General features: G+C 44.5%; 15 protein-coding genes. All 15 read left to right on the top strand.

The annotated features are described in order from the left end of the window. Positions 1-143 precede the first annotated feature (143 nt). Positions 144-374: a hypothetical protein gene (locus ACYVR3_RS12180; protein ID WP_461244467.1), complete on the top strand. Its 231-nt coding sequence runs from the start codon at positions 144-146 to the stop codon at positions 372-374. 125 nt (positions 375-499) lie between these two features. After that, positions 500-1,066 (top strand): phage scaffolding protein, encoded by a 567-nt coding sequence (locus ACYVR3_RS12175; RefSeq protein ID WP_461244466.1) that lies wholly within the window; start codon positions 500-502, stop codon positions 1,064-1,066. A 14-nt stretch (positions 1,067-1,080) separates the two neighbouring features. Beyond that, positions 1,081-2,019: a phage major capsid protein gene (locus ACYVR3_RS12170; RefSeq protein ID WP_461244465.1), complete on the top strand. Its 939-nt coding sequence runs from the start codon at positions 1,081-1,083 to the stop codon at positions 2,017-2,019. A gap of 81 nt (positions 2,020-2,100) precedes the next feature. Beyond that, positions 2,101-2,451 (top strand): hypothetical protein, encoded by a 351-nt coding sequence (locus tag ACYVR3_RS12165; protein WP_461244464.1) that lies wholly within the window; start codon positions 2,101-2,103, stop codon positions 2,449-2,451. 13 nt (positions 2,452-2,464) lie between these two features. Further along, positions 2,465-2,854 (top strand): head-tail connector protein, encoded by a 390-nt coding sequence (locus ACYVR3_RS12160; protein WP_461244463.1) that lies wholly within the window; start codon positions 2,465-2,467, stop codon positions 2,852-2,854. After that, positions 2,851-3,228, top strand: a complete 378-nt coding sequence (locus tag ACYVR3_RS12155; RefSeq protein WP_461244462.1) for a hypothetical protein — start codon at positions 2,851-2,853, stop codon at positions 3,226-3,228. Before ACYVR3_RS12160 ends, ACYVR3_RS12155 begins: the two co-directional genes overlap by 4 nt. Continuing rightward, positions 3,228-3,623 carry an HK97 gp10 family phage protein gene (locus ACYVR3_RS12150; RefSeq protein WP_461244461.1) on the top strand — a complete coding sequence of 132 codons (396 nt, stop codon included), beginning with the start codon at positions 3,228-3,230 and terminating at the stop codon, positions 3,621-3,623. Before ACYVR3_RS12155 ends, ACYVR3_RS12150 begins: the two co-directional genes overlap by 1 nt. Further along, positions 3,620-4,051, top strand: a complete 432-nt coding sequence (locus tag ACYVR3_RS12145; protein ID WP_461244460.1) for a phage tail terminator family protein — start codon at positions 3,620-3,622, stop codon at positions 4,049-4,051. The genes ACYVR3_RS12150 and ACYVR3_RS12145 overlap by 4 nt, the downstream gene beginning before the upstream one ends. Beyond that, positions 4,035-4,196 (top strand): hypothetical protein, encoded by a 162-nt coding sequence (locus ACYVR3_RS12140; RefSeq protein WP_461244459.1) that lies wholly within the window; start codon positions 4,035-4,037, stop codon positions 4,194-4,196. Before ACYVR3_RS12145 ends, ACYVR3_RS12140 begins: the two co-directional genes overlap by 17 nt. Next, on the top strand, positions 4,196-5,617 hold the full coding sequence (locus ACYVR3_RS12135; protein WP_461244458.1) for a phage tail sheath family protein: 1,422 nt from the start codon (positions 4,196-4,198) through the stop codon (positions 5,615-5,617). The genes ACYVR3_RS12140 and ACYVR3_RS12135 overlap by 1 nt, the downstream gene beginning before the upstream one ends. 17 nt (positions 5,618-5,634) lie before the next feature. Then, a complete protein-coding gene (locus ACYVR3_RS12130) occupies positions 5,635-6,123 on the top strand; it encodes a phage tail tube protein (RefSeq protein ID WP_461244457.1) in 489 nt (162 codons plus the stop codon). A 19-nt stretch (positions 6,124-6,142) separates the two neighbouring features. After that, positions 6,143-6,562 carry a phage tail assembly chaperone gene (locus ACYVR3_RS12125; RefSeq protein ID WP_461244456.1) on the top strand — a complete coding sequence of 140 codons (420 nt, stop codon included), beginning with the start codon at positions 6,143-6,145 and terminating at the stop codon, positions 6,560-6,562. Positions 6,563-6,798: 236 nt separating this feature from the next. Beyond that, the gene (locus ACYVR3_RS12120) at positions 6,799-9,810 is read left to right on the top strand and encodes a tape measure protein (RefSeq protein WP_461244455.1); all 3,012 of its coding nucleotides are present in this window, start codon (positions 6,799-6,801) and stop codon (positions 9,808-9,810) included. Between the two features lie 2 nt (positions 9,811-9,812). Then, positions 9,813-10,508 (top strand): hypothetical protein, encoded by a 696-nt coding sequence (locus ACYVR3_RS12115; protein ID WP_461244454.1) that lies wholly within the window; start codon positions 9,813-9,815, stop codon positions 10,506-10,508. 2 nt (positions 10,509-10,510) lie between these two features. After that, the gene (locus ACYVR3_RS12110; RefSeq protein WP_461244453.1) at positions 10,511-11,560 is read left to right on the top strand and encodes an XkdQ/YqbQ family protein; all 1,050 of its coding nucleotides are present in this window, start codon (positions 10,511-10,513) and stop codon (positions 11,558-11,560) included.

Raw genomic sequence — 11,560 nt, 5'->3', positions numbered from 1 at the left:
AAACGTAAAATTCCCATCAAGCACTTGAATCATGTGTTTGATGGGGATTTTGGAGTTTCTGGTGAATAATTCAGGATATAAAATATACTTGAAGATGGTTGATGACATCATTAAAGAACGTAGTGAAAAAGGAGAGTGATGACATGTTACACTTTGAAATTGGTGCTTCTGAAGTATTGAACCCTGTCCTTGACGCTTATGCCGAACAATTCGATGATGACTTTCCACTTTATGAATACCTTAATATGACTCAAAATGATGAATACGATATTTCTGTGACTGGTGCTAAAAGGCTAGTTGATTTGATTAAACAGAGTATTAGTCAGAACCGGCCTGTACCCAAAACGGATGACTATGATGACCGTGTATATTAATATGCTTTAACCTAACGCCCACATAGGCGTTTTTATTTTGTCCTAAGCATGACGTAAAACTGCTTTTTAGTTTGCACTCGATTCGTGGTCGCCCCACGTAAATCTAGCGAGAGAGGATGTTTTTCATGTTAAAAAGAGATTCTTTAAAAGCATTACAGTTAACAGACGAGCAAATTGACGCGGTCATGGCTCAGGTTGGCAAGGATGTGGAAGCTTACGAAACTAGGGTAAGTGAACTCCAAACCGAAACTGATGGATTGAAGACCCAAATCAAGAATCGCGATAAGGATATCAAAGCGTTGAAGTCTCAAGCGGGTGACAACGCAGAGCTGACACAGAAGTATAGTGACTTGCAAGACAAATACAAGGCCGATACTGAAACTCTCTCTGGTCAACTTGCCCAAACAAAGTTAGATAATGCTTTGGACAATGCGCTGGTAGCTGCTAAGGTTCGCAATCCTAAAACGATTCGTGGTGTCCTGAATATGGACGACATCAAGCTTAATGATCAAGGCGACTTGGTGGGGCTGAATGACCAAATTGATACGCTAAAGGAATCCGATGGCTATCTCTTTAATGAGGGCACTAAAACCCAGTATGAACCAGCGGGTGGTGCCACTCATAAAGAGAACCAAACCGAGGAAACTCAGTCTGTAGCTGAAATGGCGGCAGAAGCTCGAATCATTAAATAAGGAGGAATTATATTATGGCTTTACAACGAGAAACGTTCACGCCTGACAACGTGATGATGCGGGAGGCCCAAGACGGTAGCATCCCCGCAAAGTATGAATCATTAATTTTAAAAGAAGTGTTGCAAAACTCAAAGGTAATGCAATTAGGCAAGTACATCGACATGGGTGGAGATCTGGAAAAGACCTTCGACGTGTTCGCTAAGGGTCCCGGTGCTTACTGGGTAGATGAAGGTAATCGTATTCAAACCAGTAAGGCTGAATACGTACCAGTTACTATTCGTGCTCACAAGTTGGGTGTGATCTTACCAGTTACCCGTGAATACCTGAACTACAAGCAAAGCACGTTCTTCAACGAAATGAAGCCCCGAATTGCGGAAGCGTTCTACAAGAAGTTTGATGAAGCCGGAATTACCAATATCGATAACCCATTCAAGTATTCGATTGATGGTTCTGTTGCCACGGCGGGGACAGCTGTTACTGGCCCAATCACTTACGACAACATTTTAGCTGTGGAAGATGCCTTGCTAGATAACGACTATGAAGCTAACGCATGGATCAACAAGGCACAAAACAATACTGCTTTGCGGAATGCCACCAAGGTTGAAAATGGTACGACTGAACGGCTATATGACCGTGCAGGCAATACGATTGATGGTTTACCATTCGTTAATTTGAAGTCGGACCAGATTAAGAAGGGCGACCTTTACGCTGGTGACTTTGATTACTTGTACTATGGTATTCCGGGCAACTTGCAATACCAAATCAGTACGGATGCCACCCTTGAAACGGTTCAAGCTGCTGATGGTAAGCCAGTTAACTTGTTCGAACAAGATATGATGGCCTTACGTGCAACTATGGATATTGGTTTGATGATTGTTAAGGACGAAGCCTTTGCGAAGTTAACAGCTGGTGAAGCACCAGCCGGAGATGGTACGGAAGACCCAAAAGCTTAGCGGCTCCCACCACGATTAAGGTAGAAGCCAGTGAGGGCGGAGCCGACTTTAGCGCATTATATTAGGATTGGAGGATAAATCATGGCAGAAACGTATACGTTGAATGTCTATCAAGATGGGAAGCAAGTTGGTACTGGTGATAGTGCGAAGGTTCATGTCGACTTGGAACCTAAAGAGTACCCGGCTGGTACTTTTAAAGGTGAGTTAGTCGATTCGGCTGGTACTAAGTCAGCGCAATTCGGCTTCCCGGCCGTCACTGTGGCGGCACCGGAAACCGAACCAACTACGCCAGCATTTGATCCAGCTGGTGATACTAAGCCAACCGATTCAAACACGATTGACGAAATCACGGCTTGGTTAGACGCCCACAGTATTGACCATACCGGAAAGACGCTTAAGGCTGATCTATTAGCTTTAGTGCCCACAGCTTAGTGAGGTGATCTAAATGGTTAAGCACCCACGGAGAGACACGTTACTGGAGAAGCTTAAAATGCTAGTGCCAAACAACTTAGAAAATAGTGCTTATGACTCCACAGTTGAGTTTGCACTCGATAAAACGGTGAACGATGTGAGTAACTACACCCACATCGATGTTGTCGATTTACCGGAACAACTCGATACCACGATCCTAAGCATGTGCTATCAGTTGATGTTTACGCATGAATTGTTGGCACCGAATGATCAAGGTGGCGGCACGATTAGCTCAATCAGTGAGGGTGATACCTCGGTGTCATTTAAGACGCCGGGTGAGGTCTTTGCGACACTGCAAACGGTGAACTCAGTGACTGATGACTATGTAAGTCAGCTCAATGGTTTTCGGGTGGTGTTACGATGAACATTCCTTACGGGGCGATGGCCGCTGCGCTCCCTAGACTGTGGCATGATCGTGTAAAAATCGTTGGTGTTAAAGAGGTTAAGACTGGTGCTTTTACCGATACAGTCGATGTGGTGATTGCTGATGATGAACCGGCTAAGGTATCGCTAAAATCACTTAAAGCGTCCGACCAGAAGCAGTTTGGAACTGACCAATATGATGTGGTGATGTATATCCGTACCGGGCTGAAAATGCCCGCTGGTTGTGATGTTTATGTGACTGATATCAATGGTCAAACCATTAAGTATAAGCAGACAGGCCGAGCCTATACCGGGTACGTAACTCACCAAGAAGTTGCCATGATCAGAGACGAAAAGGCAAAGGAGGAATCCTAATGGGAGCTTTCTTTGAAGTTGATGACGCGGAATTTCAAGCGTGGGCTAAACGGGTTGAAGCTAAGGCGAATCCGGCTCAGTTGAAAGCAGAGTTGCAAACCTCTCTCAAACGAGTTGGAGTGCAAGCTCAGCGTACAGTTAAGGGACGTACGCCGGTTGACACCGGTAACTTACGGCGCGGCTGGAACGTGGCTAATGCGGGTGTGATGGCAATTGAACTTTACAATAACGTTGAGTATGCGCCGTTTGTGGAAAATGGACACCGTACTCGTGGCGGCGGCGGTTGGGTACCTGGTCAATTCTTCTTACGAGATTCAATCGCTGAAATATCGGCCATGATGCCTAGTCTTATCACACCAGGATTAACCAAGGTATTGGAGGGGATGCTAGATTGAATATCATTGACCAAATTGGGGCAGTGCTACAATCGCTATTCCCCGATTTACCAATCTATAAGGAAGACCAGAAAGGAGGCTTTAAAGAGCCTTCTTTTTTCGTATCGTCAATTGGTACTGGTGCGACACCAGAACTGTTTGAACGTCAGAAACGAACATACAGCTACCAACTGGTTTACTTTCCAACACTGGATAAGCCAAAAGCTGATATGGAACGGATGCAAGATTTACTATTGGATAATTTTACGGTGTTACCAGAATTTGCAACTATCCGAAACCGTGAGTTTCAGGTTGTGGATGGCGCGTTAACCGGGACTTTTGATGTAGTAATTCGGGCTTATCCAAAGGACAACACACCTAAGCAAGAAACTATTGATATATCAGCAAAAATGAACAGTGAGGAAGTGCACTATGGCAAACGAAAATAAATTTAGTAAGACCGCCTTGGTGACTAGTAAGGGATTCAAGCCAATTGAACGAGATATGCTATCAATTCGATTGGATCCAGAAAAGCTTTATACCAAGGCTGAAGCAGAACAAATCATTAAAGAATTTAAAGGAGGTATCCGCTAATGGCTGGTGGAACATGGACAGCACAAAACAAGGTGCGCCCTGGTGCTTATATCAACACCAAGAGTGTGCCTAACCCTAAACCAGATACATCTTTAGGCCGAACCCTTTTAGTTGGTGCGGCTGAATTAAACTGGGGTGCAAAAGGTGTTACTGAACTAGACAGCGAAAGTGATTTCTTAGCTGCATTAGGGACGACTTTAGATGACCCTAAGTTGCGAGCACTAAAGGAAACCTTGAAAGGCGCTTTAACCGTTCTTTATCTGAATAACAATGACGGTGAAAAGGCTAAGGTAGAAGATGTTGCTTTACCTTGGAACTTCACGGCAAAGTATGCTGGTACGCAAGGCAATAAAGTCACCATTTCAATTGAAAAGGATCCAGACGATGAAACCCGGATTACGGTGACAACTTTGTACGGTACTAAAATTGTGGATCAACAAACTGTACGAACAATTACGGCTTCTGGATTGGAAAGCAATGCTTATGTGGATGTAGCGTTCACTGGTGATGGTACCGAACCAGTCGGGACTGTTACGGCAGCTGATGGTGGTGCTGATTTCTCCGCAACTGCTGGTGAGGATAAGCTGGTAGCACTAGCAGCATCAACCACATATCCATTAGCTGGTGGGACAACTGAAGCGGCTGAAATGACCGATTTACTCAATGAAGCGCTTGATACTGAAGCATTCCAAGTCGTTACCACAGCCGGATATGAAGCTGATAACGATATCCATGAATTAGTAGCAACGGCAACTAAGCGACTTCGTGAAAATGATGGTTATAAGATTCGGGCAGTTGTGCCATTACTGGAAGGCGCTTCAAAGTACGATTACGAAGGTGTTTCAGTCGTAACTAATGGTGTTGTCTTAAACGATGGCACTACACTCACTAACAGTGAAGCGGCTGGTTGGTTTGCTGGTGCATCTTCAGCAGCTAAATTGGACGAATCACTGACCTACGCTGAATACCCTGATGCAATTGGAATTTATCCGAAATTCGGTAATGAACAAATCATTCGTGAATTGCAAGCGGGTCATGTGGTATTCACTCAACGTCGTGACGGCACGGTGGTTGTTGAACAGGATATTAATTCTTTAATTACCTTTACCAAAGAAAAGCAAGATGAGTTCCATAAGAACCGTACTTTGCGGACGATGGACGGTATTGCAATGGATACTAGCGAAATCTTCCACAGTCAATTCATTGGCAAAGTTGACAACAACGCAACTGGTCGTGACTTATTCAAGGCTAACCGGGTGGCTTACTTGCGGTCATTAGAAACAGCTGGAGCAATTCAGAACTTTGATCCAGTTGATATTACTGTTGACCCTGGTGAAGCACGAGATGCAATCCTGGTCAATTTAGCCATCACACCTGTGGACGCTATGGAGAAACTTTACATGACGATTTACGTCAACTAGAAAGGAGCGATTGATTAATGGATAACGAATCAGTATCAACAGTCGGTCAATTCTTGAATGGCCGTGACACTATTTCAACTAAGGACGCTAAAGTCTTTGTGACGATGAATGGTAAGGTTTGGCCGATGATTGAGTGTAATCAGTTCGCTGCTAAACTCGAAAAGAATAAAGAAGATGTACAAACTCTAGGTTCACGTTGGAAACATAAGAAGGTCACCTCTGTAGAAGGTACGGGGACACTTGGTGGTTATGTAATTAGCTCTAATTGGGTTAAGTACGCCTTACCATATATTCAAGGTGGCAAAGATTTGTACTTTGAAATTACTATGACGATTGAAGACCCAACATCTCGTGCAGGCAAGCAAACGCTACATTTCACGGATGTTAACTTAGACGATGTACCATTTGCTGATTTTGAAGCGGATGATGATGTCATGCAATTTGAATCAGATTTTACTTTCGAAGGCGTCGAGTTAGTCGAACCATTTACAGGGTTCGAAGAATAACAATTAGGAGGGCTATTTCATGGCTGAAGAAAAGAAACAAGTTTCAATTCAAGATTTTATCGTTAAGAAAGAGAAAGACAAAAAAGAGATCAAACTAGACCGTTTTTCGGCACCATTTATTGTTCAGGAAGTGACAAATGAAGAGAACGAAGCGCTTCAAAAGAAAGCAACTTCACGGATTAAAAATCCAAAGACGGGGCAACTCGAACCGCAAGTAAACCAATCTCTTTACGCTGACTTGCTTATTGCGAAATCAGTAGTTCAACCAGATTTACAAAATGCTGAATTACAAAAGGCATATGGCACGATGGGTGATGAAGCACAGACACTGCGAGCAATGCTCAAGGTGTCTGAGTTTAACATCATCACTAGAGCTTTAACTGATTTTGCGGGAATCACGGAATCAGTAGATGAAGATGTTAAAACGGTAAAAAACTAATCAAAGCCGGTCAGGGAGCGGAATTCCAATATTATCATTACACAATGCATGAATTTGGATGGTTACCCTCTGATTGGTTGAAACTATCGATGCGTGAAAAAGCCCTCGTAATTGCTGGAATCGACAATCGACTTGCAGCAGAAAAGAAACAACAAAAAGATGCAGAAAGAAAAGCCAGAGCTAAGGGCCATCGCCATTAGGCCTCTGGCTTTTTTTTGCTAGAAAGGAGGGTATATATGGCAGGAACAATTAGTGCAACAATTCGAATCAACGATGCTTTTAGTGGTGCTTTGAACAAGCTTAAATCCGGATTGTCAGGTGGCGCTTCAGCAATGAGTAAGTTGTCAGGAAGTGCTGCTAGTGGCGGAAATATGTTTAAGTCAGTGTTAGGTGGGACCATTATCGGTACTGGTATTACCAAAGGGATTGGGATGATTGGTACTGGCCTACGTGGTATGTACAATGAATTAGACGAGTCTAGTCGGGCTTGGCAGACTTTTAATGGCAATATGGAAATGCTAGGAAAGTCACCAGCACAAATTGCCTCAACCCGTGGTGATTTACAGAAGTTTGCGCAAAAGACAATTTACAGTGCGTCAGATATGGCATCCACATACAGTCAATTGGCAGCAGTTGGGACCAAGGGTACTGGGGCATTAGTTAAAGGCTTTGGTGGATTAGCAGCCGCGTCAAGTGATCCAGCACAAGCTATGAAAACACTTAGTCAACAGGCCACTCAAGCAGCAGCCAAGCCCAAGATTCAGTGGGCTGACTTTAAACTGATGCTTGAACAAACACCTGCTGGGATGGCAGCCGTTGCTAAAACAATGGGTAAATCGACAGGTCAATTAGTTAAGGACGTTCAGGCGGGTAAAATTAAGACGCAAGACTTCTTTAATGCAATTGCGAAAACTGGTACCAACGCTAACTTCAGTAAAATGGCAACCCAATTTAAGACGATGGGACAGGCTATTGACGGTGCTCGTGAAGGATTAGCTAATAAGCTACAGCCGGCCTTTGATGCAGTTAGCAAAGTCGGAATCAATGCCATTAGTAAATTATCTAACTCGTTTGGAAATATTAACGGCAATAAATTAGCAGCAGCGGTTACGCCGATTGCTAAAAGTGTCGTGAGTGGTATCACCAGTGCTGTTAAGTTAATTGGTGATGCTATGAAGAATATCAGCAAAATGGATCCTAGCGCTTTAAAAAATCTTGGGTTAGCTTTTGCAGCTTTAAAAGCTGGCACTTCTGGACTTGCGCTTGGTGCAATTGTTGGTGGTTTAAAGTTGATAGGCACACTTAGTCCTGGTCAATTAAATGGAATTGCTAAAGCATTAACTGCTCTGGCAATTGCCTTAACCGTGTTTAAAGCGGCTAAAGGCATTGGCGCCATTATCAGTGGTATTACCGGTGCATTTAGTGGACTAGGAAATGTCGGTAAAGCTAAAATTCCAGTTCCAGATGGCGCTGCGGCAGGTAAATCAGCTTTAGGGTTTCTAAAACTGGGAGCAGCGCTACTGATGGTTGGCGGAGCAATTGCGTTAGCTGGTGCTGGTTTCTATATGATGGCAAGTGCATCTACACAATTAGCTAGTTCTGGAGGCGCAGCAATTGCAGTATTTTTCGGCATGATTGTTGCCGTTGCCGCTCTTGCAGCTGTGGTCGCGTTACTAGGACCGGCACTGTTAACTGGTTCGGTTGGATTGTTAGTATTTGGTGCAGCTTTATTGGTGATTGGATTAGCGGTATTCGTTGCCGCTGCCGGGATGGCAATTTTAGCTACTCAGTTACCAATCATTGCAACGTATGGACTACAAGCTGCGCTTAATATCATGGTATTAGGTGTTGCTCTAGCACTGTTTGGCGTATTATCCATTGTTGCGGCGGTCGGAATTATTCTTTTAGGCGTAAGTCTAGTCGTATTGGCTGCTGGATTATTGATTGCGGCTGTGGGTGCTTTTGTATTTGCGGCAGCAATGGCAATGGTGATGATGGCGTCAATGTTAGCCTTTGTCGGATTGATGTTAGTGTTTACCGGTGCGATGCTAGCTTTCACTGGATTACTCATGGTTATGGTCGGAGCTATGATGGCAATGGTTGGACTAATGATGGTGATGATGGGCGCAATGATGGCGTTTGTCGGACTTATCTTAGTGATGACTGGTGGCATGATGGCGATGGTCGGGTTAATGATGGTTATGGTTGGCGGTATGTTAGCGATGGTCGGACTGATGATGGTCATGGTCGGAGCTATGATGGCAATGGCTGGTTTGATGATGGTTTCCATGACGGCAATGATGGCAGCTATGGGATTAACAATGATTGGCACTTCAGCGATGATTGCAGCTGCTGGTATGATGATGTTGGCAGCAGCTACGGCAATGGTAGCTAGTCAAGTAGGTTCGATTGCTTCTAGTGCCGCAAGTGCAGCTGCTAGTTTAACTAGTATGGTTGCTGCGGTCAGTGTTGTAAAAGCGGGACTGAATAGTCTTAAGTCAGCAGCACAATCGGCAGTTCAAGGGTTCATTTCAGCATTAAGAGGTGGTGTCGGTAGTGCTAGTGCTGCTGGTCATGCCTTGGCTAATGCGGCTACTAACGGAATGAAGAGTGGTGTTGGTGCCGCTCGTTCGGCTGGTGTCATGATTGGTGCTGGACTGGCAGCTGGTTTACGTTCGCAAATTGGGGCGGTTCAAGCGGCTGCTAGTGCCTTAGCCAATGCAGCGGCTAGTGCTGCTCGTGCAGCAGCTAAAGTTCATTCACCATCGCGTGTGTTTGCTGAGATTGGTGGTTACATGGGGCAAGGTTTAGTTAACGGCATGAGTAGTACGGTTAGTTCGATTGCTAGTACTGGTACTGCAATGGCACACGCAGCAATTAACGGTGCAAATATGATGGGAATGAACCCTGGTGATTTACTGGCAGATGGATTTAATCGAGCCTATACCGCTGTTGGTAATGTGGTTGGTGCTATGCGTGGATTAAACGGCTCGCCACTTGCTGTGAATGGTCAGCTAGCTACTAGCGGAAATTTATCAACGCCTACTAATACACCATTCACTGGTAGTGTGACGCCTTATGGATCTACGACTTCCACAACGAATAGTCAGAGTGCAAATAATAGATCAATCACAATTGCACCGGGTGCCATTCAAGTGAACAGCACTGGCAATACCGATATGGATATTGAGTCTTTGGTACAACAATTTGAAGATTACCTAATGAGCGTCAATGAAAGGAGGGGTTAATCATGCCAACAGATATGCGGTTTTACCTAACTGATAGTAAGAATAAAACGTTTGAGTTGCCGGTTAATCCCAAAGAAATTAGCTTGGATTACACCAGAGATGATTCGACTGTGAAAGTGATTAAACTAGGTGAGTTGAATTTAATCGGTGACGAGAAGCTAGTTTCGATTCAAATTGACGGTATTTTACCGGTCGAGACTGAAGATGTACATTATTTGAGTACGGACAAGCCCTATAAAAAGGCGCAAACGTATCTGGATAAACTTGAGAAAATCTATAAGTCCCGTAAACAAGCACGCCTTGTGGTATCGGGTACGAAGATTAATTTCAAAGGTGTCATGTCAGAATTTAAGTACGGCATGAGTGAAGGCTTCGCAGAGGAGTATCAATACACCTTTAAGTTAACTGAGTACAAGCCCCACAAAGCGATTAAGGTTAAGGCTTCGAAGAAAAAGAAGACTGCCAAAAAAGGTAAGCAACGTGCAGCACCACCTAAGAAAATCAGTCGAGGTTCTAAGGTAGTTGTGAATGGTGTACTACACCGTGACTCAGCTGGTAATGGTGCTGGTTTAACGGAACGCAATGCGACTCGAAAAATCTCGCTGGTTGCCAAGGGTGCAAAATATCCGTACCACGTCACTACTTTAAATGGTGGTGCTCGGGGTTGGGTATCGGCTTCCGCAGTAAAGGCGGTGTAGCGATGACAGTTACTCTGTTTACGATACAGACGCCGGGTGAGAAGACTATCTGGGACGTGCGGCCTATTCTTGAATCTGAGATTAAATGGACGACTGATATTGATTTTGCTTGTGGTGAGCTGACCTTTAAGCTTGTGGAAGTTGATGAAGGATTCACGCCGAAGAACGGCGACATCGTTTCATTTAAGTGGGACGACAAACCGGTATTCAAGGGTAAGATTTTCAAGTTCGACTACGATCAGTCAGAGGTCTTTTCAGTCACTGCCTACGATAGCTTACGGTATTTCAAAAACCAAGATAGCTTGGTTTGGCAAGTCGGGACCATTGCACAGCGCTTCTTACAGGTTTGCAAGCTGGCCGGAGTTAAAGGCAAGGTGGTCAACAACTCGACACACAAGCTCAAAGCTGAGGTGTGTGACTCTAAGAGTTATTTCGATATGCTCAAGGACAGTTTTAAGTCCACTCAGTCGGCTACGGGTCATAAATACTTCCTATTTGATAACTACGGCACTATCGAGTTGCGGCAGTCACCGTTCAAAAAGATGGGGTATTACATCGGCGACAAATCTAGTCTCCAAGCATTTTCGTATACCCGTTCGATTGACGACGTGGTCAATACGGTGCGGGTGGTACGAACAGATAAGACCAAGAAGCAGACCACCAGCGCAACGGCTAAGACTAAAAGCAAAAAGGACTACGCCGGTTCAACTGATCCCAAGGCTACCAAGTTGACAACAGTCACTGCTAGTTCGAATTCGGTGGAACGCTGGGGCCGACTCCAATCAGTCGAAAAGGCCAAGGATAAAGCGAACGCCGCTCAGATGAAGGATAAGGCGCAGAGTATTTTGAAGTCGAAAGGCAAACAAGCCCATACGCTTAAGCTGACCACATTCGCTTCATTGAATATGGTGCCCGGTAATTATTGGCCGGTGAAGATTAAGAGTTTAAACGACATTGGTATTGGTACTCGATACACGTTGATCACGAAAGCGACTCATACCTTTACGGCTACCACTGATACCGCTGAATTAGAAATGAAGGCGAGGTTCTGA

This window comes from Secundilactobacillus muriivasis, from assembly GCF_054785195.1.
The sequence above is the reverse complement of the archived record's forward strand: the minus strand, read 5'-3'. Positions and strand labels throughout refer to the sequence as shown.

What these genes read in the sequence shown, in the direction of transcription:
- ACYVR3_RS12155 (WP_461244462.1), top strand. Translation starts at nt 2,851, where the DNA reads ATGAACATTCCTTACGGGGCGATGGCCGCTGCGCTCCCTAGACTGTGG.
- ACYVR3_RS12170 (WP_461244465.1), top strand. Translation starts at nt 1,081, where the DNA reads ATGGCTTTACAACGAGAAACGTTCACGCCTGACAACGTGATGATGCGG.
- ACYVR3_RS12135 (WP_461244458.1), top strand. Translation starts at nt 4,196, where the DNA reads ATGGCTGGTGGAACATGGACAGCACAAAACAAGGTGCGCCCTGGTGCT.
- ACYVR3_RS12110 (WP_461244453.1), top strand. Translation starts at nt 10,511, where the DNA reads ATGACAGTTACTCTGTTTACGATACAGACGCCGGGTGAGAAGACTATC.
- ACYVR3_RS12180 (WP_461244467.1), top strand. Translation starts at nt 144, where the DNA reads ATGTTACACTTTGAAATTGGTGCTTCTGAAGTATTGAACCCTGTCCTT.
- ACYVR3_RS12140 (WP_461244459.1), top strand. Translation starts at nt 4,035, where the DNA reads ATGGCAAACGAAAATAAATTTAGTAAGACCGCCTTGGTGACTAGTAAG.
- ACYVR3_RS12160 (WP_461244463.1), top strand. Translation starts at nt 2,465, where the DNA reads ATGGTTAAGCACCCACGGAGAGACACGTTACTGGAGAAGCTTAAAATG.
- ACYVR3_RS12175 (WP_461244466.1), top strand. Translation starts at nt 500, where the DNA reads ATGTTAAAAAGAGATTCTTTAAAAGCATTACAGTTAACAGACGAGCAA.
- ACYVR3_RS12120 (WP_461244455.1), top strand. Translation starts at nt 6,799, where the DNA reads ATGGCAGGAACAATTAGTGCAACAATTCGAATCAACGATGCTTTTAGT.
- ACYVR3_RS12165 (WP_461244464.1), top strand. Translation starts at nt 2,101, where the DNA reads ATGGCAGAAACGTATACGTTGAATGTCTATCAAGATGGGAAGCAAGTT.
- ACYVR3_RS12115 (WP_461244454.1), top strand. Translation starts at nt 9,813, where the DNA reads ATGCCAACAGATATGCGGTTTTACCTAACTGATAGTAAGAATAAAACG.
- ACYVR3_RS12130 (WP_461244457.1), top strand. Translation starts at nt 5,635, where the DNA reads ATGGATAACGAATCAGTATCAACAGTCGGTCAATTCTTGAATGGCCGT.
- ACYVR3_RS12125 (WP_461244456.1), top strand. Translation starts at nt 6,143, where the DNA reads ATGGCTGAAGAAAAGAAACAAGTTTCAATTCAAGATTTTATCGTTAAG.
- ACYVR3_RS12150 (WP_461244461.1), top strand. Translation starts at nt 3,228, where the DNA reads ATGGGAGCTTTCTTTGAAGTTGATGACGCGGAATTTCAAGCGTGGGCT.